This window comes from Streptomyces triculaminicus, from assembly GCF_017349075.1.
Taxonomy (GTDB): Bacteria; Actinomycetota; Actinomycetes; order Streptomycetales; family Streptomycetaceae; genus Streptomyces; species Streptomyces triculaminicus.
The window spans coordinates 545,843-569,385 of the sequence record NZ_JAFMOF010000001.1 but is presented as its reverse complement, the minus strand read 5'-3'; the positions used below and the strand labels follow the sequence as shown (position 1 = coordinate 569,385).

The 23,543-nt window shown below is 73.2% G+C and carries 21 protein-coding genes; 15 read left to right on the top strand and 6 right to left on the bottom strand.

Annotated features, from left to right (window positions below):
• Positions 1–6 precede the first annotated feature (6 nt).
• Positions 7–1,293, bottom strand: a complete 1,287-nt coding sequence (locus J1792_RS02650) for an alpha/beta hydrolase family protein (RefSeq protein ID WP_207246606.1) — start codon at positions 1,291–1,293, stop codon at positions 7–9.
• 199 nt (positions 1,294–1,492) lie between these two features.
• Between J1792_RS02650 and J1792_RS02645 the strand changes: the two genes are divergently transcribed.
• Entirely contained in the window at positions 1,493–2,095 is a 603-nt protein-coding gene (locus J1792_RS02645) for a hypothetical protein (RefSeq protein ID WP_207246605.1), read from the top strand.
• Here J1792_RS02645 and J1792_RS02640 read toward each other — a convergent pair.
• Positions 2,079–3,428 (bottom strand): type III PLP-dependent enzyme domain-containing protein, encoded by a 1,350-nt coding sequence (locus J1792_RS02640; protein WP_207246604.1) that lies wholly within the window; start codon positions 3,426–3,428, stop codon positions 2,079–2,081. The two genes, J1792_RS02645 and J1792_RS02640, sit on opposite strands and share 17 nt — an antisense overlap.
• Before the next feature lie 139 nt (positions 3,429–3,567).
• On the opposite strand from J1792_RS02640, the gene hutU reads away from it, so the two are divergent.
• The 4 genes from hutU to hutI all read left to right on the top strand — a co-directional run bounded on the left by hutU (position 3,568) and on the right by hutI (position 9,105).
• Entirely contained in the window at positions 3,568–5,226 is a 1,659-nt protein-coding gene (gene hutU, locus J1792_RS02635) for a urocanate hydratase (RefSeq protein ID WP_207246603.1), read from the top strand.
• Between the two features lie 179 nt (positions 5,227–5,405).
• Complete coding sequence (locus J1792_RS02630) at positions 5,406–6,593, top strand: allantoate amidohydrolase (protein ID WP_086568217.1); 1,188 nt, start codon at positions 5,406–5,408, stop codon at positions 6,591–6,593.
• On the top strand, positions 6,584–7,918 hold the full coding sequence (locus J1792_RS02625; RefSeq protein ID WP_086568219.1) for a formimidoylglutamate deiminase: 1,335 nt from the start codon (positions 6,584–6,586) through the stop codon (positions 7,916–7,918). The genes J1792_RS02630 and J1792_RS02625 overlap by 10 nt, the downstream gene beginning before the upstream one ends.
• A gap of 20 nt (positions 7,919–7,938) precedes the next feature.
• Complete coding sequence (hutI, locus tag J1792_RS02620; RefSeq protein WP_086568221.1) at positions 7,939–9,105, top strand: imidazolonepropionase; 1,167 nt, start codon at positions 7,939–7,941, stop codon at positions 9,103–9,105.
• Positions 9,106–9,190: 85 nt separating this feature from the next.
• On the opposite strand, the gene J1792_RS02615 is transcribed toward hutI, so the two are convergent.
• Positions 9,191–10,102, bottom strand: a complete 912-nt coding sequence (locus J1792_RS02615) for an RNA polymerase sigma factor SigF (protein WP_086568223.1) — start codon at positions 10,100–10,102, stop codon at positions 9,191–9,193.
• A gap of 241 nt (positions 10,103–10,343) precedes the next feature.
• Between J1792_RS02615 and J1792_RS02610 the strand changes: the two genes are divergently transcribed.
• The 5 genes from J1792_RS02610 to J1792_RS02590 all read left to right on the top strand — a co-directional run bounded on the left by J1792_RS02610 (position 10,344) and on the right by J1792_RS02590 (position 14,292).
• Positions 10,344–10,712 (top strand): STAS domain-containing protein, encoded by a 369-nt coding sequence (locus J1792_RS02610; protein ID WP_086568225.1) that lies wholly within the window; start codon positions 10,344–10,346, stop codon positions 10,710–10,712.
• Positions 10,713–10,855: 143 nt separating this feature from the next.
• Positions 10,856–11,350, top strand: a complete 495-nt coding sequence (locus J1792_RS02605) for an ATP-binding protein (RefSeq protein WP_086568227.1) — start codon at positions 10,856–10,858, stop codon at positions 11,348–11,350.
• Between the two features lie 227 nt (positions 11,351–11,577).
• Complete coding sequence (locus J1792_RS02600) at positions 11,578–12,414, top strand: LPXTG cell wall anchor domain-containing protein (RefSeq protein ID WP_086568229.1); 837 nt, start codon at positions 11,578–11,580, stop codon at positions 12,412–12,414.
• 37 nt (positions 12,415–12,451) lie between these two features.
• Positions 12,452–13,300 carry a COG1470 family protein gene (locus J1792_RS02595; protein WP_207246602.1) on the top strand — a complete coding sequence of 283 codons (849 nt, stop codon included), beginning with the start codon at positions 12,452–12,454 and terminating at the stop codon, positions 13,298–13,300.
• Positions 13,297–14,292: a hypothetical protein gene (locus tag J1792_RS02590; RefSeq protein ID WP_307842888.1), complete on the top strand. Its 996-nt coding sequence runs from the start codon at positions 13,297–13,299 to the stop codon at positions 14,290–14,292. The genes J1792_RS02595 and J1792_RS02590 overlap by 4 nt, the downstream gene beginning before the upstream one ends.
• A gap of 90 nt (positions 14,293–14,382) precedes the next feature.
• Here J1792_RS02590 and J1792_RS02585 read toward each other — a convergent pair whose 3' ends face one another.
• Positions 14,383–15,915, bottom strand: coding sequence for a peptide MFS transporter (locus J1792_RS02585; RefSeq protein WP_086568232.1), 1,533 nt, complete (start codon positions 15,913–15,915; stop codon positions 14,383–14,385).
• Positions 15,916–16,386: 471 nt separating this feature from the next.
• Here J1792_RS02585 and J1792_RS02580 point away from each other — a divergent pair, with 471 nt between their 5' ends.
• Together J1792_RS02580 and J1792_RS02575 are read left to right on the top strand one after the other, a co-directional pair.
• Entirely contained in the window at positions 16,387–17,067 is a 681-nt protein-coding gene (locus J1792_RS02580; protein ID WP_086568235.1) for a response regulator transcription factor, read from the top strand.
• A 37-nt stretch (positions 17,068–17,104) separates the two neighbouring features.
• Positions 17,105–18,349: a sensor histidine kinase gene (locus J1792_RS02575; RefSeq protein WP_086568237.1), complete on the top strand. Its 1,245-nt coding sequence runs from the start codon at positions 17,105–17,107 to the stop codon at positions 18,347–18,349.
• Between the two features lie 55 nt (positions 18,350–18,404).
• On the opposite strand, the gene J1792_RS02570 is transcribed toward J1792_RS02575, so the two are convergent.
• On the bottom strand, positions 18,405–18,914 hold the full coding sequence (locus tag J1792_RS02570; RefSeq protein ID WP_086568239.1) for a GtrA family protein: 510 nt from the start codon (positions 18,912–18,914) through the stop codon (positions 18,405–18,407).
• Positions 18,915–19,123: 209 nt separating this feature from the next.
• Between J1792_RS02570 and J1792_RS02565 the strand changes: the two genes are divergently transcribed.
• From J1792_RS02565 to J1792_RS02555, 3 genes are read left to right on the top strand one after another with little or no spacing between them, the layout of a single operon-like run.
• Entirely contained in the window at positions 19,124–20,242 is a 1,119-nt protein-coding gene (locus J1792_RS02565; RefSeq protein ID WP_307842937.1) for a 5-(carboxyamino)imidazole ribonucleotide synthase, read from the top strand.
• Positions 20,239–20,778, top strand: coding sequence for a 5-(carboxyamino)imidazole ribonucleotide mutase (gene purE, locus J1792_RS02560; RefSeq protein ID WP_086568243.1), 540 nt, complete (start codon positions 20,239–20,241; stop codon positions 20,776–20,778). The genes J1792_RS02565 and purE overlap by 4 nt, the downstream gene beginning before the upstream one ends.
• A 5-nt stretch (positions 20,779–20,783) precedes the next feature.
• Positions 20,784–22,004, top strand: a complete 1,221-nt coding sequence (locus J1792_RS02555) for a dipeptidase (protein WP_086568244.1) — start codon at positions 20,784–20,786, stop codon at positions 22,002–22,004.
• 73 nt (positions 22,005–22,077) lie between these two features.
• Here J1792_RS02555 and J1792_RS02550 read toward each other — a convergent pair whose 3' ends face one another.
• The gene (locus tag J1792_RS02550) at positions 22,078–23,418 is read right to left on the bottom strand and encodes a UDP-glucose dehydrogenase family protein (protein WP_086568246.1); all 1,341 of its coding nucleotides are present in this window, start codon (positions 23,416–23,418) and stop codon (positions 22,078–22,080) included.
• Between the last annotated feature and the right edge of the window lie 125 nt (positions 23,419–23,543).

The following is a 23,543-nucleotide window of genomic DNA, read 5'->3' as shown; positions in this document are numbered from 1 at the left end:
GCCGCCTCAGCGGGCGTACCGCATCTCCGGGAAGCGCGCGGACGGCCCGTCCAGCAGGTGGTCGTCCGTGCCGCGCAGGAAGCGGTCCAGGAACGACGCCACATAGGCCCGCGTGGCGGCGGTCGCCCGCTGGGCAGGGACCGTCCCGATGTCCTTGCGCACCGTCTCCCACGGCACCGCCCCCTGCCGCGCGAGCTGCGGCAGCAGCGGCGAGGCGTCGGTGTACGAGCCGTGCTGAGAACCCGTCAGCGTGACGTCGCCGCGCCAGCCGCGCGCGTGCTGCCACAGCGCCTTCCACGAGGGCTGCCGGCCGTACTCGCCGGAGTCCTCGGCGTCCGTCCCCATGAGCAGGAACGGCCGGTCCACGCCGTCGCGCGCCGCGGCGCCCAGCCGGTCGGCGAGGTCACCCTCCCCGGGGTACTCCATCGTGCCGTCCATGTTGACGGCGGCCGAGATGCGCCGGTCGGCGTGGAGGGCCTCCAGGGCGGTGAAGCCGCCCGCCGAGTGACCCACCATGCCCACGTGCCGCAGGTCCATCGCGTCCGCCAGGCCGCGCGGCAGCACCGGCCGGTGCGCCCGGCCGCCCAGGGTGTCCAGCACGAAGCGGGTGTCGTCCACCCGCGCCTTCATCGCCGTGCGCAGCACCGCCGCGGCGTCGGTACCGGGCTGCTCCGCGAGCGCCGGCAGGACCGACGTCGCGAGCCGCCCGCCGGGCAGGGCCACCTCGGAGGCGTCGTGGGTGTGGTCCACCGTGACGACCACGTAGCCACGCGAGGCCAGGTCCTCCACCAGGGAGGTGTTCCAGGTGCGCGGGTCGCCCAGGCCGGCCGAGTACAGCACGACCGGGTGCGCCCCGCCGTCCCGCACGGCGGGAGCGTCCACGCGGGCGTGGGTGCGCGTGCCGGCCCAGTCGGCCGCCCCGGCCGGCACGCCGTACCCCCGGTGGCCCGCGCCGTCCGAGGAGCCGAAGTGGGTGGCCGCCCGTTCCTCCATGTGGGGTGCGGTGGGCCGTCCGGCGTGCGCTTCCGCACGGTCGGCCGGGTACCAGAAGCTCACCATCACCTCGCGGGGGCCGCGCTCCGGGCGCCAGGGGTCCTTGCGCGCGGTGTCGACCAGGTGCCGGGTCGTGGTGCCCACGGCGTACGGGCCGGTGGGGGCCGGCAGCCCGGCGAGGGCGCCCTCGGCTCCGACGGCGTCGGCCCGGGGCGCGAAGGCGCTCATCAGGCCCGTCAGCGCCAGCGCCCCCGCCGCCAGCAGCGCCCGTCGCCTCAGTCCCCGCTCGTCGACCCGCATTCCGGCTCCTCCCGTCGCTCGGCCGATGGTGCGATGACCTTAGGGGCCACTCATGCGCGGATACGACATACGCAGGGGCCAACTCGCGCCTGATACCGGGGTATGACACCGAGGGCGGGTGACGGCCGGACGGTTCTCAGGCCGCACTCAGATTCGTTGGCTAGCGTGCCGGACGAGACACGAAACGAGGAGGTCCGACGTGGGGCGCGGAGCATATGCGGTGGCGCGGGTGGCCGTGATCGTACGGGCCCCCGCTCGCAGGCTGTGGGCGCTGGGCGTGCTGGGCGCGGGCGTCGGGGCGCTGGTGCCGGGGCTGACCGGCCGCCGGATCGGCTTGATGGCGGGCGCGGTGCTGTTCGCCGGCGCGGCGGCCGCCGCCTTCCTGGCGCGGCGCGGGCGCTACGCCGAGCTGGCGGGCGGCGCGTCGCGCGCCGGCCGGTCGGTCTTCCTGCAGGACCGCGCCGTGACCGTGCGCAACTGGAGCCGGGCCCGCCGCTGGTGGCTGGCGGCCGGCTTCCTCGCCGCCGTCGGCTCCTCCTTCGCGGTGCCCGCCGCGGCCGGCCTGGCGCTGGCGGGCGCGGGTACGGGCCTGTGGGCCAAGGCCCTGTGGCTGGGCGGCCTGGAGCGCCGGGCGGACGCCCTGCTGTGGGTGCGTACGGACTGGGTGCGGGGCGGCCCCGCCGGCAAGGGCGTGCCCGGCTACCTCACCACCGGCATCGGCGCGGGCGACGCCCTGCCGGGCGGCGCGCGCCGCCGGGGCAGGGCGGCGCCGGGCGGGGCCGCGGTCAGCGCAGCGCGCTGAGGTCCCCGGCGTGGGCGGCGCCGCCCTCGGCCACGAGCTCGTCGAGGGTCTGGGGCGGCCGTACGATCGCGAAGCGCACGCCCGGTGAGCCGTCCGCCTGTTGGTCGTCGACGCAGCCGTAAACCCCCGGGCGGGGGAGCGTGTTGTACGCGTAGTGGTTCGAGAAGTAGTACGCGCCGGTGTCGAGCAGCGCCACATGGTCCCCCGCCTCGACGCGGGGCAGCATCCGGTCCACGGCGACCAGGTCGCCCGCGAAGCAGCACGGCCCCGCCACGTCCTGCGGCACCGGCTCCGCGCTCTTCGGCAGCCCCCGCGCGTCGTACACCGCCACGCGCAGCGGCCAGGACGCGGGCGCGAAGACGGTGCGCACGGCCACCTGGGCGCCGGCGTGCGCGATCGCGATCCGGCGGCCCCCGGCCGACTTGGTGTACTCCACCCGGGCCAGGATCAGCCCGCTCTTGGCCAGCAGCGACCGGCCGAACTCGGTCACCAGGCGGTAGCGGCCGTCGAACAGGCCCGGCGCCCGGGCGGCCAGCAGCCGCGCGTAGTCGTGGTGGGTGGGTGTGACGTCGTCGGACGCGAAGTTCACCGGAAGGCCGCCGCCGATGTCGACCGTGCGGATCCGCCGGCCGCCCACGGCGCGGTTGACCTCCTCCGCCAGCTCGTAGGTGTCCCGCACGCCCGCCGCCATCAGCTCCAACGGGCAGCCCTGCGAGCCGACGTGGGCGTGGATCCGGGTGAGCCACGGCCGCTCGGCGTAGGCCCGCACGAGCCAGCGCCGCGCGCCCTCGTCGCGCAGCGGCACACCGAACTTCGACGTCTCGGTGGCGGTGCTGAGCGCCCCGATGCTGCCGCCGCCGACCTGCGGGTTGACGCGGATGCCGACGGCCGGGGCCTCCGGCGCCCCGGGGGCGGCGAGCAGGGCGTCCAGCCGTGCCAGCTCCTCGCGGCTGTCGGCGTTGACGGCGAGGCCGAGGGCGAGGGCCTCGCGCAGCTCGGCGGCGGTCTTGGCGGGGGAGTCCAGCACGATCCGTTCCGCCGGCACCCCCGCCGCCCGGGCCAGCGCCAGCTCGCCGGGGCTGGCGACCTCGGCGCCGAGCCCCTCGTCGGCCAGCAGCCGCAGCACCGGCACCAGCGGCGCGGCCTTCACGGCGAAGGCGTGCAGCACCTCGCCGCCGCCGAACGCCGCCCGCAGCCCGGCGGCCGCCGCGCGGACGCCACGCACGTCCAGCAGCCCCGCGACGGGCCGTTCCGCCGTGACCAGGCCCTGCCGCACCGTCTCCCGCACCGCCGCGTCCCGCCAGGCGCCGTTCGCGCTCTCACCGAGGCCCATGGGCCCACTCCACCACCGCGGGGCGGCCCGTGCCATGCCCCGGACGTGTCCGGTTCGCCTGTTGACTAGCGCTATTCAGCGACACACACTGTGCAGTGTTCTATTCAGAACGCGCCAGAGAGCCAGGGAGGCAGCGCCCATGTCAGGACCGCGACCCGTGCGAGCAGCGCGAGGCACCGAGCTCAGCACCCGGGGATGGCAGCAGGAAGCCGCACTGCGGATGCTGCAGAACAACCTCGACCCCGAGGTCGCCGAGCACCCCGACAAGCTCGTCGTCTACGGCGGCACGGGCAAGGCCGCCCGCGACTGGCGCTCGTACGACGCCATGGTGCGCACCCTGCAGACGCTCAAGCAGGACGAGACGATGCTCGTCCAGTCCGGCCGCCCCGTCGGCGTCATGCAGACCCACGAGTGGGCCCCGCGCGTCCTGATCGCCAACTCCAACCTCGTCGGCGACTGGGCCAACTGGGAGGAGTTCCGCCGCCTCGAGGCCCTCGGCCTGACCATGTACGGCCAGATGACGGCCGGCTCCTGGATCTACATCGGCACCCAGGGCATCCTCCAGGGCACCTACGAGACCTTCTCCGCCGTCGCCGCGAAGAAGTTCGGCGGCACCCTCGCCGGCACGATCACCCTGACCGCCGGCCTCGGCGGCATGGGCGGCGCCCAGCCGCTCGCCGTCACCATGAACGACGGCGTCGCCCTCTGCATCGACTGCGACCCGCGCGCCATCGACCGCCGCATCGAGCACCGCTACCTGGACGTCAAGGCCGACTCGCTCGACCACGCCCTGCAGCTGGCCGTCGAGGCGCGCGACGCCCGCCGCCCGCTGTCCATCGGCGTCCTCGGCAACGCCGCCGAGCTCGTGCCGCAGCTGCTCGCCATGAACGCCCCCATCGACATCGTGACGGACCAGACCTCCGCCCACGACCCCCTGGCCTACCTCCCGGTCGGCATCGACTTCGACGACATGGCCGACTACGCCGCCGAGAAGCCCGCCGACTTCACCACCCGCGCCCGGGAGTCCATGGCCCGCCACGTCGAGGCCATGGTCGGCTTCCAGGACGCGGGCGCCGAGGTCTTCGACTACGGCAACTCCATCCGCGGCGAGGCCCAGCTCGCGGGCTACACCCGCGCCTTCGACTTCCCCGGCTTCGTGCCCGCCTACATCCGCCCCCTCTTCTGCGAGGGCAAGGGCCCCTTCCGCTGGGCGGCCCTCTCCGGCGACCCCAAGGACATCGCGGCCACCGACAAGGCCATGCTCGACCTCTTCCCCGAGAACGAGTCGCTGGCCCGCTGGATCAAGATGGCCGGCGAGCGCGTCCACTTCCAGGGCCTGCCCGCGCGCATCTGCTGGCTCGGCTACGGCGAGCGGGACAAGGCCGGCGAGCGCTTCAACGAGATGGTCGCCGACGGCACCCTGCAGGCCCCCCTCGCCATCGGCCGCGACCACCTCGACTGCGGCTCCGTGGCCTCCCCCTACCGCGAGACCGAGGCCATGCTCGACGGCTCCGACGCGATCGCCGACTGGCCGCTGCTCAACGCCATGGTCAACGTCGCCTCCGGCGCCTCCTGGGTCTCCCTCCACCACGGCGGCGGCGTCGGCATGGGCCGCTCCATCCACGCCGGCCAGGTCACCGTCGCCGACGGCACCGCCCTGGCAGGCGAGAAGATCCGCCGAGTCCTGACCAACGACCCCGGCATGGGCGTCATCCGCCACGTCGACGCCGGCTACGACATCGCCGAGTCGGTCGCCGAGGACCGCGGGGTCCGCGTCCCGATGCGGGAGGAAGCGTGAGCGAGGGTGTGGGCAATCGTTCCGCAGGGCGGAACGGGTGGGCACAACCGGACCACGGGCCCGCACCCGAAGCGGGTACCCCCGGCGCGGGGAACGCGCCGTCGCCGGCCGCGGGTCCGGGCGTGCCCACCCGTTCCGCCCCAGCGGAACGACTGCCCACACCCTCCTCTTTCCATGAGATGTGGCGCGATCTCGCGCCCATCGGCCGCAACGCGGAAAGCGGCGGATACCGCCGCTTCGCCTGGACCGGCGCCGACGCCGACTGCAGGTCGTGGTTCCGGGCCCAGACGGAGTCCCGGGGCCTGGTCTACGAGCTCGACCGCAACGGCAACCAGTGGGCCTGGCTCGGCGACCCCACCGCGGGTGACGCCGTCGTGACCGGCTCCCACCTGGACTCCGTCCCCGACGGCGGGGCCTTCGACGGCCCCCTCGGCGTCGTGTCGTCGTTCGCGGCCCTCGACGAGCTCCGCGGGCGCGGCGTGCGCCCGGACCGCCCCCTGGCCATCGTCAACTTCGGTGACGAGGAGGGCGCCCGCTTCGGCCTCGCCTGCGTCGGCTCGCGCCTGACCGCCGGGCAGCTCACGGCCGAGAAGGCGCACGCGCTGCGGGACGCCGAGGGGATCTCCCTCGCCCAGGCCATGGAGCGCGCCGGATACGACCCCGAGGCCATCGGGCCCGACCCCGAACGCCTCGCCCGCATCGGCGCCTTCGTGGAGCTCCACGTCGAGCAGGGCCGCGCGCTGGCGGAGACCCCGCACGCCGTGGGTGTGGCCTCCGCGATCTGGCCGCACGGCCGCTGGCGGTTCGACTTCCACGGCGAGGCCAACCACGCCGGCACCACCCGCATCGAGGACCGCCGCGACCCGATGCTGACCTACGCCAACACCGTGCTGGCCGCCCGCAAGAAGGCCCGCCTGGCGGGGGCCCTGGCCACCTTCGGGAAGGTCGGCGTCGAGCCGAACGGCGTGAACGCCATCGCCTCCCTCGTGCGCGGCTGGCTGGACTCCCGCGCCGCCGACGAGGAGACCCTCGCCGACGTCGTGGCCGAGATCGAGCGGGCCGCCGTCGAGCGCGGCACCCGTGACGGCGTGGACGTCCGGGTGACCCGGGAGTCCTTCACCCCGGTCGTGGAGTTCGCCCACGACCTGCGCGACGAGCTCGCCAAGCTGCTGGGCGGCGTGCCCGTGCTGCCCACGGGCGCGGGGCACGACGCGGGTATTTTGTCCGGCGTGATCCCCACCGCCATGCTGTTCGTGCGCAACCCCACCGGCGTCTCCCACTCCCCGGCCGAGACGGCGGCGGAGGACGACTGCGTGGCCGGCGTGACCGCACTCGCCGATGTTCTGGAGGGCCTCGCGTGCAGGTGACCTACTGGGCCGAGCACGCCTGGCTCGGCACCCACGTCGAGCCCGGCGTGGCCATCGAGACGACGGACGGCCGGATCACGGCCGTCCGCACCGAGGTCCCCTTCCCGCCGCCCGGGGCGGTGGCGCTGCGCGGGCTGACCCTGCCGGGAATGGCGAACAGCCACTCCCACGCGTTCCACCGTGCCCTGCGCGGCCGCACCCAGGTGGGCAGCGGCACGTTCTGGACCTGGCGCGACGTGATGTACGGCGTCGCCGACCGGCTCACCCCCGACAGCTACTTCGCGCTCGCCCGGGCCACGTACGCCGAGATGGCCCTCGCCGGCATCACCTGCGTCGGGGAGTTCCACTACGTCCACCACGCCCCCGGCGGCACCCCCTACGCCGACCCCAACGCCATGGGCGAGGCCCTGATCGCGGCCGCCGCCGAGGCCGGCATCCGCATCACCCTCCTCGACACCGCCTATCTCTCCGCCGGCTTCGGCCAGGCCCCCAACCACCACCAGCTCCGCTTCTCCGACGGCACGGCCGACGCGTGGGCCGAGCGCGCGGCCGCCCTGAAGCCCGCCGGTCACGCCCGGATCGGCGCGGCCGTCCACTCCGTGCGCGCCGTGCCCGCCGACCAGCTGGCGACCGTCGCCGGCTGGGCGAAGGACCGCGAGGCCCCCCTCCACGTCCACCTCTCCGAGCAGACCGCCGAGAACGACGCCTGCCAGGCGGCCCACGGCCGTACGCCCACGCAGCTGCTCGCCGACCACGGCGTGCTGGGGCCGCGCACGTCCGCCGTGCACGCCACGCACCTCACCGACGAGGACATCAGCCTCCTCGGCGGCGCGGGCTCGACCATCTGCATGTGCCCCACGACCGAACGCGACCTCGCCGACGGCATCGGCCCGGCCGTCCGCCTCCAGCGAGCCGGCAGCCCGCTGTCCCTGGGCAGCGACAGCCACGCCGTGATCGACCTGCTGGAGGAGGCGCGCGCCATGGAGCTCGACGAGCGGCTGCGCAGCCGCACGCGGGGCCACTGGACCGCCGCCGCGCTGCTGCGCGCGGCCACCGAGGACGGCCACGCCTCCCTCGGCTGGGGCGACGCGGGCCGTATCGAGCCGGGCGCCCTCGCCGACCTCACCACGGTCGCGCTGGACTCCGTCCGGACCGCGGGGCCGTCCCCCCGGCACGGAGCCGAGACGGCCGTATTCGCCGCGACGGGCGCGGACGTCCGCCATACGGTCGTGGGTGGCCGGCACGTCGTACGCGACGGGGTCCACCAGCTCGTACCGGACGTGCCGCGGGCACTGGCCGACTCCATCGCCGCCCTGAGCGGCTGACGCCGAGGACCGGAGCAAGCATGAGCACGGCAATCATCAACATCAGCAGTCTGGTCACCAACGACCCCTCCCTCGGCGAAGGCCCCCTCGGTCTGGTCCAGGACGCGGCCGTCGTCATCGACGGCGACCGCGTCGCCTGGATCGGTGAGACCAGCAAAGCACCCGCCACTGACAACGCCGTCGACGCCGCCGGACGGGCGGTCGTTCCCGGCTTCGTCGACTCCCACTCGCACCTGGTCTTCGCGGGCGACCGGACGGCCGAGTTCAACGCGCGGATGTCCGGCCGGAGTTACAGCGCGGGCGGCATCCGCACCACGGTGGCGGCGACCCGCGCGGCCACCGACGCCGAGCTCGAGGCCAACCTCACCCGCTATCTCGGCGAGGCCCTGCGCCAGGGCACCACGACCTTCGAGACCAAGTCCGGCTACGGCCTGACCACGCACGACGAGGCCCGCGCCCTGCGCATCGCCGCCGCCCACACCGACGAGGTCACCTACCTCGGCGCGCACGTGGTCGCCCCGGAGTTCGCCGACGACCCCGCGGCCTACGTCGAGCTCGTCACCGGCGAGATGCTCGAGGCCTGTGCCCCGCACGCCCGCTGGGTCGACGTGTTCTGCGAGCGGGGCGCCTTCGACGGCGACCAGGCCCGGGCGGTCCTCGAGGCCGGAATGCGGCACGGCCTGGTCCCCCGCGTGCACGCCAACCAGCTGGGCCACGGGCCCGGCGTCCAGCTGGCCGTCGAGGTCGGCGCCGCCTCGGCCGACCACTGCACCCACCTGAGCGACGCGGACGTGGCCGCCCTGGCCGACGGCGACACCGTCGCCACGCTCCTGCCCGGCGCCGAGTTCTCCACCCGGGCCCAGTGGCCCGACGCCCGCCGGCTGCTGGACGCCGGCGTCACCGTCGCGCTGTCCACGGACTGCAACCCCGGTTCGTCCTTCACCAGTTCGATGCCGTTCTGCGTCGCCCTGGCCGTCCGCGACATGGGGATGACCCCCGACGAGGCCCTCTGGGCCGCCACGGCGGGCGGCGCGGCCGCCCTGCGCCGCACCGACGTCGGCCGTCTGACCCCGGGCGCCCGGGCGGACCTCGCCCTGCTGGACGCGCCCAGCCACGTCCACCTCGCCTACCGCCCCGGCGTCCCGCTCGTCTCGGCGGTCTGGCGGCGCGGGGTGCGCGAGGTCTGAGACCCGGCGGGCATGCCGCGCGCGCCGTACGGGATTCCGTGCGGCGCGCGCGGCATAGAGGGAGGGGTCACCCGGCCCGGGCCCGCTACTCCTCGCTCAGCAGGCCCCTGCGCAGCCGCACGAGGGTGCGGGAGAGCAGGCGGGAGACGTGCATCTGGGAGATGCCCAGCTCGTCGCCGATCTCGGACTGGGTCATGTTGGCGACGAAGCGCAGCGAGAGGATGCGGCGGTCGCGCGGCCCCAGTTCGGCGATCAGCGGCTTGAGGGACTCGACGTACTCGACGCCCTCGAGGCTGTGGTCCTCGTAGCCGATCCGGTCCGAGAGCGAGCCCTCGGTCTCGTCCTCCTCCGCCTGGGCGTCCAGCGAGCTCGCGGTGTACGCGTTGCTCGCGGCCATGCCCTCCAGGACCTCGTCCTCCGTCAGCCCCAGGGCTTCGGCGAGTTCGCCGACGGTGGGGGAGCGGTCCAGGCGCTGGGAGAGCTCGTCGCCGGCCTTGGCCAGGTCGAGCCGCAGCTCCTGCAGGCGGCGCGGTACGCGCACGGACCAGCTGGTGTCGCGGAAGAAGCGCTTGATCTCGCCGATGATCGTCGGCATGGCGAAGGTGGGGAACTCGACACCGCGGCTCAGCTCGAAGCGGTCGATGGCCTTGATCAGGCCGATCGTGCCCACCTGGATGATGTCCTCCATCGGCTCGCTGCGGGAGCGGAACCGCGAGGCGGCGAACTTCACCAGTGCCAGGTTCAGTTCGACCAGGGTGTTGCGGACGTACGCGTACTCGTGGGTGCCCTCCTCGAGCGACGCGAGGCGCGCGAAGAGAGTCTTGGACAGAGCACGCGCGTCGACCGCTCCCACCTCGTCGTACGGGGGGATCTCCGGAAGGCCGGGCAGGCCGGGATCGGTGTGCTCGGGCGGGATTGCCGACGAGGCGGTCTCGTGGGCCTCGAGAGAGGTGCGGGAACGCTTTTCGTCGAGCCGGGGTGACATGGTCTCCTCCATCATTCTCGGCGCATGGCCGCCGATGCCGTGACCCTTTGCTGCGGTTTGCGGCGCCTCCGAAGCCGTCCGTGGCGGATGTGTCCCTACTAGCCCTACCCGGCTTTGCCGTATCAAGGCAAGTCCAATTTGTCCCTGTACGTCCTTGATTGGCGGAGGTTCGGCTTCCAGACGGCCGTAAGGAAGGCGTAGGGTTTCGCGTGCGCCACGTGGGCACAACTACGAAGGGCACGAAGGGAAGCGCATGGATCGCGGGATGGTCGGCAACGCGAGTACGGGCCGGCTGCAGGTGGAGGTCCGGCGCCACGGTGTGAGTTCCGTCGTATCGCCGGCGGGTGAGCTCGATCACCACACGGCGGAATTGCTGCGCGAGCCGCTCGAGGCATGTGTCCGGGAGGGCGACGCGCGCGTGGTCGTCGACTGCTCCAGGCTGGAGTTCTGCGACTCCACGGGCCTGAACGTCCTCCTCGGCGCGCGGCTGAAGGCGGACGCGGTGGGTGGCGCGATTCACCTTGCCGCGATGACCCCCGTCGTCGCCCGTGTCTTCGAGATCACAGGGGCGGGAGCGGTCTTCACCGTGCACGACACCCTCGAATCGGCCCTGGCCGACTGACCTGTCCGAACGGCCTCCGTTGCCCGTGTCACAGGACTCGGGGTGAATCCGTGGGTGTTCTCACGATTTCGCCGGGCAGGAGTCTGCTTAATCCGTGGAAGATGTTCGTGTACGAATCGGTGAATCGGTGAGGTGAAGCGCTGATGAGCACCACCCGGGCCTTCCCTCCGCCGGACGGCCCCGGTCCGGAGGCGGAGGGCGCCGCCTCGGCCGGCTCACCGCCGCCGGGCGCCCAGAGCCGCCGGCTGCGTCTGGTGGGGGTCAGCGGCGCCGTGCCGCTCTCCCGCGACTTCACTCGCCAGGCGCTCCATGACTGGGGCTGGCTGCCCGCCGCGACGGCCGATCACCGTGCCGCCGCCGAGGACGTCCTGCTGGTCGTCTCCGAGCTGGTCACCAACGCCTGCCTGCACGCCGACGGCCCCGAGGAGCTGCGCGTCAGCCGTTCGGGCAAGGTGCTGCGCCTGGAGGTCGCCGACCTGGGCGCCGGTACGCCCGCGCCCCGCACCCCGCACCGCGCCGGGCGGCCCGGGGGTCACGGCATGTTCATCGTGCAGCGGCTCTGCCTCGACTGGGGGGTCCAGCGGAGCGAGGCCGGGATCGGCAAGACGGTCTGGGCGGAGCTGGCCGGACCGTCGTAAGGCCGGTCCGCCCGCCCGGTCGAGCCGGTCCGCCTGCCCGGAAAGCCGGTCCGCCCGCCTGGTTGGGCCGGTCCGCCTGCCCGGAAAGCCGGTCCGCCCGCCTGGTTGGGCCGGTTCACCGTCTTCCCTCTCCACGGTCCCGGGCGTACCTTCGGCGTCCGATCTGATGTGTCGTCAGTTTTCTTCGGTGGCGGCACCGGATGCGAAGGGAGCCCCAGGTGTCCCCCATGTCACGCCGCTCCGCGCGGCGCGCCGGCGCGCTCACGGTCTCGGCGACCCTGGCCGCGAGCGCGGTCCTGCTGGTCGCGCCGGTCGCGCACGCCGAGGTCGTCGACGTCGACTACGCCTGCAAGACCCCGATCGGCGACAAGAGCGCCGTCTCGCCCATCGACATCAAGGCCGTGGCGAGCGGCGACACGTACAAACTCACCATGTCCTTCCAGAAGGGCGTCTCCTCCAGCCCCGTCGAGCTCGGCAAGGGCGCGATGCGGCCAAGTGCCGTGATCAAGCTCGGCGGCGCGGACTCCGGCACGGTGGCGGTCTCCGGGCCCGCCAACGACGCGCCGATTCCGGCCAACACGCCCATCAAGATCAGTGATCTCTCGGGGACCTACACCCCCAAGAAGGGCGGTCAGGTCACCTTCACCGCGGGCACCCTCACCATCCTCGCCCTGGGCACCACGACCACCTGCAACCCCAGCAACAACCCCAAGCCCTCCCTGACCCTCGACGTCAAGGCGCCGGGAGGCACGACGGGCGGATCCACCAGCGGATCCACGGGCGGTTCGACGGCCGGGTCCACCGGCGGCTCGACCGAGGGCTCGACCGGAGGGTCCACGGGCGGCGGAACGACGACCGGCGGATCCACGACCGGCGGCGGCACCACGGCCGGCTCGACCGGGGGCTCGGCCACCGGCGGCTCCTCGGCCACCGGCGGCGGCCAGCTCCCGCAGACCGGACCCTCCGACTCCGCCATCGCGCTGGGAACCCTCGGCGGCACCGTGCTCCTCGCGGGCGTCGCCGGCACCCTCTGGCTCACCCGGAGGCGGCGCACCGCCGGCTGACCGCCGTCCGCCCACGCCACCGCACAGGGAGCCGCCGATGACGCCCCGCACCCGTGCCGCCGCCCCGCTCCTCGCCGCCCTCGCCGTCCTCGCCGCGCCTCCGGTCCCGGCCGCCGCGGACGCGGCGCCGTGGACGGCGGCGCCCGTAACCGGCGCCAAGGGCGGCGGCGGGGGCGGACGCGGCCCGCAGGAGAGCCGTTCGGCCTTCTACCTCGAGGGCACGCCGGGCACGGTCCTCGAGGACAAGCTGTCGGTGCGCAACCCCGGCGACCGGCCGCACACCGTCGAGCTGCGCGGCACGGGCCCGTGGATCTCCCTGGCCGCCCGCCGGGTGGACGTGCCGCCCCGCACCCGCGCGGACGTCCCCCTCACCGTGACCGTCCCGGCGGGCACCCCGCCCGGTGACCACTCCGCGGCCGTGGTCGTCTCCGGGGGCGGCCGGTGGGTCCGGGTGCCGATGACCGTACGGGTCGGCGGCCCGGCGCTCTCCGCGCTGTCGGTCGAGCACGTACGGGTCAGCGGTACGGGCCGGAGCGCGGTGATCCGCTACGCCCTGGTCAACCGCGGCAACACCGCGCTCGCCCCGCGCCTGACCATCCGCGCCGAGGGCCTGTTCGGGGAGCTGCTGAGCCGGCCGGCGAGCGGGGTGCCCGACCGGCTGCCGCCGGGCGGGAGCGTACGGCTGGAGGAGCGCTGGCCCGGCGCCCCGCGCCTGGACCGGGTGGCGGTCCGCGTCACGGCCACGGCCCCGGACGGCACCCGGGCCGCCGCCTCGGGCTCGTACGCCCCGCTGCCGTGGCTCGGCCCGGCCCTGGCCGGGCTCGGCGTCCTGGCCGCCGCGGTCGTGGCCCGCCGGCTCCTGCGGCGCCGCCGGGGCCCCGCGTGAGCGGCGGCGTACGGGCGTGGCCCGCGGCCGTCCTGGCGGCGCTGCTGCCGGCCCTGCCTCTGGCGGCGCCGGTGGCGGCCGCGCCGCCGTCCGGGGTGCCCACGGCCGCCGTGGACCGCGGTGAGGCGCCCCGGGGCGGCAGCGTCACCGTGACGGGGGCCGGCTGGCGTCCGGGGGCCCTGCTCACGCTCCTGCTGTGCGGGCAGAACATGATCGGAGGGACGAACGCCTGCGCGAACGCCGACGGCCGGGCCGTGACGACCGCCGCCGACGGCACCTTCCGCCGGGACCTTCCGGTCGTGGCCCCGCCCACGCCGTGCCCGTGTGTCGTGCACGTGGCGACCGTCACGGGCGACGCGGCGGCGGCGGACGCGCCGCTGGCCGTCACGGGCCACCCGGTGGCCGCGCTGCCGGAGCAGCCGGGCGGTGAGCGGCTGAGCGTGCTGGACGCGGGCCTGGAGGGCTCGAGCGGGCTGCTGACGTGGTTCGGCGCGCCGGCCGGGCGCCGCCTGGTCGTCACCGTCGCCAATCTGGGCCCCGCCCCCGCCAGGGATCCGGTCTTCCGGGTCGGGGTGGCGCGCGGCGTGCTCGCGCCCTCCTGGGAGGAGCGGCCCTGGCGCGGCACGGTGGCGGCGGGGAGCAGGGAGCGGGTGGCGCTGGAGGTGGAGCTGCCGGCGGGCGCGTACGGCGACTACACCGTCTCGCTGGCGTACGGCGGCAGGACGCTGGTCGAGCAGCCGTGGGCCGTCGGCCGCCCCTGGGGCGTGACGCTCTTCTGGATCCTGCTGGGCGTGGTGGTCCCGCTGGCCGTCTTCCGCGCCGGCATGGCGGTCGTGGACCGGGTCCGGCCGCGTACGCCCGCGGCCGCGCCGGAGGCGGAGGAGGCGCCGGAGGCGGAGAAGAGCACGGGAGCGGCCCCCGCCCTGCCCTGGTTCACCCCGACGGCGGACCCGCGCGCCGGGCCGCCCGAGGGGCGCGAGGGCGCGGGGTAGGGAGTGCGCGGAAACCAGAGAAAACAGAAGTGCCCCCGGCGCGTCCTCGCGCCGGGGGCACTTCTCACGTACGGGCCGATCGGGTCGGCGTCAGCGCACGTCGCCCATCAGGGCCTCGATCTTCTTGCGGTACATCCACACCGCGACACCGGCGAGCGCGGCGAGCGCCGCCTGCAGAAGGATCATGCCGGTGCCGTTGAGGTCCACCTCCGCGATGGAGAGCAGACCCGTGGTGCAGTCACCGGCGGTGACGGCGAGGAACCACACGCCCATCATCTGGCTGGCGTACTTCTGCGGCGCCATCTTCGTGGTGAGCGAGAGGCCGACCGGGGAGAGGCACAGCTCGCCGATGGTCTGGATCATGTAGATCATCAGCAGCCAGGCCGGGCTGACCTTGGTGCCGTCGCCGGCCATCCCCATCGGGACGGCGAAGACGAAGAACGAGGCGCCGATGACGACCATGGCGATCGCGAACTTCACCGTGGTGCTCGGCTCGCGGTCGCGGCGGGCCAGCCACAGCCACAGCCAGGCGAAGACCGGGGCCAGGGCCATGACCCACAGCGGGTTGACCGACTGGAACCAGGTGGAGGGGAAGTTGAAGCCGAAGACGTTGTCCGCGGTCTTCTTCTCGGCGAAGGTCGACATCGTCGAGCCCGCCTGGTCGAAGATCATCCAGAACACGGCGGCGGCGACGAAGAACCAGATGTAGCCGCTGACCTTGGTCTGCTCGGTCGCCGAGAGCTCCTTGTCCCGCTTGATGCGGAAGAGCACGGTGATCGGGATGATCAGACCGGCGAGCGTGATCGGGATCAGCGCCCAGTTCAGGGTGAAGTGGCCGGTGCCGCCCACGATGCCGTAGAAGACCGCCGCGATGGCGAGCCAGACCAGGCCCTTGGTGAGCGTCGACTTCTTCTCGGCGGCCGTCAGCGGCTTGGGGACGACGCTGCTCTTCGGGTTCAGGTGGCGGGTGCCCCACAGGAAGCACGCCAGGCCGATGGCCATACCGGCGGCGGCGATGCTGAAGCCGAGGTGCCAGTTGACCTTCTGGCCGATGGTGCCGATGACCAGCGGCGAGAAGAAGGCACCGAGGTTGATGCCGATGTAGAAGAGCGTGAAGCCGCCGTCCCGGCGCGGGTCCTGGGGACCGTCGTAGAGGTGGCCGACCATCGTGGAGATGTTGGCCTTCAGCAGACCCGAGCCGATCGCCACGAGAGCCAGGCCCGCGAAGAAGGAGGGCTTGCCGGGGATGGCCAGCGCCAGGTGGCCCACCATGATCGTGCTGGCCGCGATGGTGACCGTCTTGCGCGGTCCCCAGACACGGTCGCCGAACCAGCCGCCGGGCATGGCGAGCAGGTACACCATCGCCACATAGACGGAGTAGATCGCGACCGAGCTGGCCTCGGGCATCGCCAGACCGCCGCCCTGGCTGTCGGGCTTGGCGTCCGGGCCGCCGGCGATCAGGTAGACGACGAGAAGGGCGCGCATGCCGTAGTAGCTGAAGCGCTCCCACATCTCCGTCAGGAAGAGGGGGGCCAGGCCGATGGGGTGGCCGAAGAACCTCGTGTCGGAGGCCGGAGAGGTCTTCTCCCGCTCCGCCTCGTCCTTCGTCAGGCTGGACGCCATGGTCAATCCTTGTGTCTCGGGACGCGCGGTGGAGCGAGTGCGCGCCCGGGTGGGGGTTGGCCGGCACCGGCTACGTGCCGTCCGCCCCCACGCCCGAGGGGTTCGGCCCCACGGATTGCGGAGGGCCGGCAGGACGGCCGTAGACCGGGATCCACGCCGCCCGCGCATCTTCGCGCGAAGGGGCCCGGCCGACAGGTCATTCACTGTGAAACAAGACTGGGGGGTCCAGCCCTGCGCACAACAGAGACCTTCGGCGCGTCGGACAAGCCGAAGGTCCCTCGGTAGTGCTACAGACGTCGGGTCACCATACGTCACACCCTGCCCCGGAATGAAAGCCGTTGAGACATGGATCACACGGTTTTCCGGAACCGTTTATGCATATTCGAAGGTGATAGCACTTTCGGTGAAGTGTTGCCCTAGGTAGCCCTCCGCACACCTCTGACGTGCGCCCGAGCGGACTACCATCTCTGCATGACCCGAGTACTGCTCGCCGAGGATGACGCTTCCATCTCGGAGCCGCTCGCACGCGCTTTGCGTCGCGAAGGGTATGAGGTGGAGGTACGCGAAGACGGGCCCACGGCGCTGGACGCCGGCCTTCAGGGAGGCGTGGACCTGCTCGTCCTCGACCTCGGGCTGCCCGGTATGGACGGTCTGGAGGTCTGCCGCAGACTCCGCACGGAGGGTCACGGCTTCCCCGTACTGGTGCTCACGGCCCGCGCCGACGAGGTGGACACCGTGGTCGGCCTGGACGCCGGCGCCGACGACTACGTCACCAAGCCCTTCCGGCTCGCCGAACTCCTCGCCCGCGTACGGGCCCTGCTGCGGCGCGGCACCGCCGACAGCCACCAGCAGCCGCCGGCCACCCACGGCGTGCGCATCGACGTCGAGTCGCACCGCGCCTGGATGGGCGACGAGGAACTGCAGCTGACCGCGAAGGAGTTCGACCTGCTGCGGGTGCTGGTGCGCGACGCCGGCCGGGTCGTCACCCGCGACCAGCTGATGCGCGAGGTCTGGGACACCACCTGGTGGTCCTCCACCAAGACCCTGGACATGCACATCTCCTGGCTGCGCAAGAAGCTCGGGGACGACGCCGCCAACCCGCGCTACATCGCCACCGTCCGGGGCGTCGGCTTCCGCTTCGAGAAGAGCTGAGGCTCTCTCAGGGCCTCGGAAAGAAGAGACAGGCACCGTGCGCCGCCGACTGATCAACTCCACGCTCGCCGTCGTCCTCGTCGTGATCGCCGTCTTCGGCATCTCGCTGGTCATCGTCGAGACCCGCACGATCGAGAGCAGCGCCCAGGAGAGCGTGCAGTCCGAGGCCGTGCGCCTGGTGAGCATCGTCGACAGCCGGCTGGCGGGCGGCGAGCGCGTGGAGTCGGAGGTGCTGCGCGAGCAGATCACCCCCGAGCGGTACGCGCGCATCGACATCCCCGGCCGGCAGTCGATCGAGATCGGCAGCCGGCCCGAGGGCGGGGTCATCACCGCGACCCAGAAGGGCGAGCAGGGCGAGACCGTCCGCGTCGAGGAGTCCCGCTCCACGGTCAGCCGCGAGGTCGGCCGCACCCTGCTGGTGATCCTCGCGGTGGCCCTGCTGGCCGTGGTCGCGGCCGTCTTCCTGGCGGTGCGCCAGGCCAACCGGCTCACCGCCCCGCTCACCGACCTCGCCGAGACCGCCGAGCGGCTCGGCTCCGGCGACCCCCGCCCCCGGCACCGCCGCTACGGCGTGCCGGAGCTGGACCGGGTGGCCGACGTCCTGGACGCCAGCGCCGAACGCATCGCCCGGATGCTCACGGCGGAGCGGCGGCTGGCCGCCGACGCCTCGCACCAGCTGCGGACGCCGCTGACCGCGCTGTCGATGCGGCTGGAGGAGATCACGGTCACCGACGACCTCGACACGGTCAAGGAGGAGGCCGCGATCGCCCTCGCGCAGGTGGAGCGGCTCACCGACGTCGTCCAGCGGCTGCTGACCAACTCCCGCGACCCGCAGACGGGCTCCGCGGTCACCTTCGACCTCGACGAGGTCGTCAAGCAGCAGATCGAGGAGTGGCGGCCCGCCACCCGCACCGCGGGCCGGGCCCTGGTGCGCTCCGGTAAAGAGGGGCTGCGGGCCGTGGGCACCCCCGGCGCGGTCTCGCAGGTGCTGGCGACGCTGATCGAGAACTCGCTGATGCACGGCGACGGCACGGTGGCGATCCGTACCCGCGTCACCGGCAACCAGGCGGTGGTCGAGGTCTCCGACGAGGGGCCGGGCGTGCCGGCCGACCTGGGGGCGCGGGTCTTCGAGCGGACGGTCAGCGGCCGTAACTCCACGGGCCTGGGGCTGGCCGTCGCGCGCGACCTGGCGGAGGCGGACGGGGGCCGGCTGGAGCTGCTGCAGCAGCACCCGCCGGTGTTCGCGCTGTTCCTCAGCAGAGAAGCGGAAGCGGACTTCTAGGGCGTTCGACGGGTCGGAGCGGGCCTTGGCGGGCCTTGGCGGGTCGGAGTGACCCCTACTTACCCGCGTCCACGCGTTGCGGCTTGGCGTCGGCCAGGAACGATTCGGCGGTCTGGACGGCCTCGCGGGCCGGCAGCGACTGGAACACCCAGGTCCGGTAGGACCAGAAGCGGAAGACCGTGCCGATGCCGAGGCCGATCACGTTCTTGGCGATGTTGTCCGCGAGCGAGGAGGTCAGGCCCAGGCCGTAGTGGGAGAGGGCCAGGATGCCGTTCTCGATCACCAGGCCGATGCCGCTGAAGAGCAGGAACAGCGAGAGCTCGCGGCTGCGCCGGCTCTTGTCGGTGTCGCGGTAGGTCCAGTAGCGGTTGCCGACGTAGTTGGTGGCGATGGCGACGGCCGTGGCGATGACGCCGGAGCGCACCACGGCGAGGCCGAAGCCGTGGACACAGATGTTGAAGACGATGAGGTTGACCACGAAGCCGATGGCGCCCACAGCGCCGAACTTCGCGATTTCGCGGGCCAGCCGCTCCAGCCGGGAACGCACTGTGCGCCGTTGAGTCATGACGTTCATGCTAACCAGCGGCTGGGTCGGCCGACCTGGAGAGTCGGTGAACGAACGGCGAAGGCGCGCTTTTCGGTCCTTATCGATACCCCTTCGTCGGCGAATCGTAGGGGGAGCGAAACCCTCCGGACTTGGAGGAACATCCATAGGCGGTAGGGATGGTTCGTGCGTACGGATACCCTGGGGGCGTGACGTTCCCGGTAGTCGGCATGGTCGGCGGCGGCCAGCTCGCCCGTATGACCCACGAGGCGGGCATCCCCCTCGGCATCAGGTTCAAGCTGCTCAGCGATACCCCACAGGACTCGGCGGCCCAGGTGGTCAGCGATGTCGTCATCGGCGACTACCGCGACCTGGACACCCTTCGTGCTTTCGCACGAGGCTGCGATGTGATCACCTTCGATCACGAGCATGTGCCCACCGAGCACCTGAGGGCCCTGGAGGCGGACGGCATCCCCGTCCGGCCCGGGCCCGACGCCCTCGTGCACGCCCAGGACAAGGGCGTGATGCGGGCGAAGCTCATGGAGATCGGGGTGCCCTGCCCCCGGCACCGCATCGTGGCGGACCCCGCCGACGTCGAGCGCTTCGCGGCGGAAGGCGATGGCTTCCCCGTCGTCCTCAAGACCGTGCGCGGCGGCTACGACGGCAAGGGCGTCTGGGTCGTGCGCTCCGCGAAGGAGGCCGAGGAGCCCTTCCGGGCGGGCGTGCCCGTCCTCGCGGAGGAGAAGGTCGACTTCGTCCGCGAGCTCGCCGCCAACGTCGTGCGCTCCCCCCACGGCCAGGCCGTCTCGTACCCCGTCGTCGAGTCCATCCAGGTCGACGGCGTCTGCGACACCGTCATCGCCCCTGCCCCCGGGCTCTCCGAGGAGCAGTCCGCCCACGCCCAGCAGCTCGCCCTCAGGGTGGCCAAGGAACTGGGCGTGGTCGGCCACCTGGCGGTGGAGCTGTTCGAGACCCGCGACGGCCGGGTGCTCGTCAACGAGCTGGCGATGCGCCCGCACAACTCCGGCCACTGGACCCAGGACGGCGCGATCACCTCGCAGTTCGCCAACCACGTCCGGGCCGTGCTGGACCTGCCGCTGGGCGACCCGCGGCCGCGCGCCAAGTGGACCGTGATGGCCAATGTTCTCGGCGGCGACTATCCGGACATGTATTACGCGTACCTCCATTGCATGGCACGCGACCCCGGCCTGAAGATCCATATGTACGGCAAGGACGTCAAGCCCGGCCGCAAGGTCGGACACGTCAACACCTACGGCGACGACCTGGCGGATGTGCGCGAGCGCGCGAGCCACGCCGCCGGATACCTGCGAGGAACGATCACGGAATGACCGCAGCTGCCGGGGCGACCCCCCTCATCGGCATCGTCATGGGCTCGGACTCCGACTGGCCCGTCATGGAAGCCGCCGCCAAGGCCCTGGACGAGTTCGAGATCCCCTACGAGGTCGACGTCGTCTCCGCGCACCGCATGCCGCGCGAGATGGTCGAGTACGGGGAGCGGGCCGCGGGCCGCGGCCTCAAGGCGATCATCGCCGGAGCGGGCGGCGCCGCCCACCTCCCCGGCATGCTCGCCTCCGTCACCCCGCTGCCGGTGATCGGCGTGCCCGTACCGCTGAAGTACCTCGACGGCATGGACTCCCTGCTGTCCATCGTGCAGATGCCGGCCGGGGTGCCCGTCGCCACCGTCTCCGTGGCGGGCGCGCGCAACGCCGGCCTGCTGGCCGTCCGCATGCTCGCCGCGCACGACGAGGACCTGCTCGCGCGCATGCGCCACTTCCAGGACGAGCTCAACGAACAGGCCACCGAGAAGGGCCGGCGACTGCGCGCCAAGGCCCAGGGCGCCGCCGGCTTCGGCTTCGGGAAGTGAGCGCCGTGAGCGGCACGGACGCGACCCTGGCCCGCGCCCGCGAGCTCCTCGCCGACCACCCCGTCGTCGACGGCCACAACGACCTCCCCTGGGCGCTGCGCCAGCACGTCCGCTACGACCTCGACCGCTGCGACATCGCCGTCGACCAGAGCGCCGCGGGCCTGCACACCGACCTGCCCCGGCTGCGCGCCGGCGGCGTCGGCGGCCAGTTCTGGTCCGTCTTCGTACGCGCCGACATGGCCGGCGACGAGGCGGTCAGCGCCACCCTCGAGCAGATCGACGTGGTCCGGCGGCTGGCCGAGCGCCACCCCGCCGACCTGCGCCTGGCGTTCACCGCCGACGACATGGAGGCGGCCCGGGCCGAGGGCCGCATCGCCTCCCTCATGGGCGCCGAGGGCGGCCACAGCATCAACTGCTCGCTCGCCACGCTGCGCGCCCTGCACCGGCTGGGCGTCCGCTATATGACCCTCACCCACAACGACAACATCCCGTGGGCGGACTCGGCGACGGACGTACCGGCGGTGGGCGGGCTCACCCGCTTCGGCGAGGAGGTCGTCCGCGAGATGAACCGCGTCGGCATGCTCGTCGACCTCTCCCACGTCGCCGACGACACCATGCGGGACGCCCTGCGCGTCACCGAGGCGCCGGTGATCTTCTCCCACTCCTCGGCGCGTGGCGTCTGCGACCACCCCCGCAACATCCCGGACGACGTGCTCGGCTCGCTCGCCGCGAACGGCGGCCTGGCCATGGCGACGTTCGTGCCCAAGTTCATCCTGCCGGAGGCCGGGGTCTGGATGCGGGCGGCCGACGAGAACATGCGCGCGCACGGCCTCCACGCCCTCGACACCACCCCCGAGGCGATGGCCGTCCACCACGCCTTCGAGGAGGCCAACCCGCGCCCGCGGGCCACCACCGCCACCGTCGCCGACCACCTCGACCACATGCGCGAGGTCGCCGGCGTCGACCACATCGGCCTCGGCGGCGACTACGACGGCACGGCCTTCACCCCCGACGGCCTGTCGGACGTCTCCGGCTACCCCAACCTGATCGCCGAACTGCTGCGGCGCGGCTGGTCCGAGGCGGACCTGGCGAAGCTGACCTGGCAGAACGCGGTGCGCGTGCTGCGGGCCGCGGAGGACGTGGCACGGGAGCTGTCCGCGACGCGCGGCCCGTCCATCGCCACGATCGACCAGCTGGACGGCACCGGCGCCCGACCTGGCGCCTGACCGGCCCGGCACCCGTCGATCCACCCGGTGACGCCCGCCGCGACGGCCCCGGCCGTCGCGGCGACGGCGGGGACTACGCCCGGGGCCGGCCCATCGCGCGGAAGACCCAGCCGGCCTCCCGCCAGGCGGCGGCGTCCAGGGCGTTACGGCCGTCCAGCACCCGGCGGGCCGCGACGACCTCGCCCAGCTGCGCCGGGTCCAGCTCCCGGAACTCCGACCACTCCGTCAGGTGCAGCACCACCTCCGCCCCGCGGCACGCCTCCAGGGCGCTCGGCGCGTAGGCCAGGGTGGGGAAGAGGCGGCGGGCGTTGTCCATGCCCTTGGGGTCGTACACCGTCACCTGGCCGCCCTGCAGGTGGATCTGACCGGCGACGTTGAGCGCGGGGGAGTCGCGGACGTCGTCCGAGTCCGGCTTGAACGTCGCGCCGAGCACGGCCACGCGCCGGCCGAGGAAGCTGCCGCCCACGCTCTCGCGGGCCAGCTCGATCATGTGGCTGCGGCGCCGCATGTTGATGGAGTCGACCTCGCGCAGGAACGTCAGCGCCTGGTCCGCCCCGAGCTCCCCGGCGCGGGCCATGAAGGCCCGGATGTCCTTCGGCAGGCAGCCGCCGCCGAAGCCGATGCCGGCCCGCAGGAACTTCTTGCCGATGCGCTCGTCGTGCCCGATGGCCTCCGCCAGCTTCACCACGTCGCCGTCCGCGGCCTCGCAGACCTCGGCCATGGCGTTGATGAAGGAGATCTTCGTGGCGAGGAAGGAGTTGGCGGCGGTCTTGACCAGCTCGGCCGTCGGATAGTCGGCCACCACGAACGGGGAGCCCTCGCCGACCGGCGTGGCGTACACCTCGCGCAGCAGCTTCTCGGCGCGCTCGCCCGCCACGCCCACGACGATGCGGTCGGGGTGCAGCGTGTCCTGGACGGCGAAGCCCTCCCGCAGGAACTCCGGGTTCCAGGCCAGCTCGACGTCCGCGCCCGCGGGCGCCAGCCGCGTCAGCAGGTCCGCGAGGTGCGCCGCGCTGCCCACCGGGACGGTCGACTTGCCGACGACCAGCGCCGGGCGGCGCAGCTGCGGGGCCAGGGAGGCGAACGCGCTCTCGACGTACGACATGTCGCAGGCGTACTCGCCGTGCTTCTGCGGGGTGTTCACACAGACGAAGTGCACATCGCCGAACTCGCCGACCTCCTCCCAGGAGGTGGTGAAGCGCAGCCGCCCGGTGGAGCCCTCGATGCCGGCGACGTGCTTGCGCAGCAGCTCCTCCAGCCCCGGCTCGTACATCGGGACCTCGCCGCGCGAGAGCGTCTCGATCTTCTCGGGCACCACGTCCAGGCCCAGCACCTCGAACCCGAGCTCGGCCATGGCCGCGGCGTGGGTGGCGCCGAGGTAACCGGTGCCGATCACGGTGATCTTGAGGGCCATGCGGTGCTCCAGGTGCTGACGGGGTGGCCGGCGGTTCTCGAGGACCTTCTGCCTTTATAAGGCCGCCGGGCCGGATTGCGTTGCCCGAGCATAGTCGGGGCCCGGCCGGGAAGGATCCCGGGTGA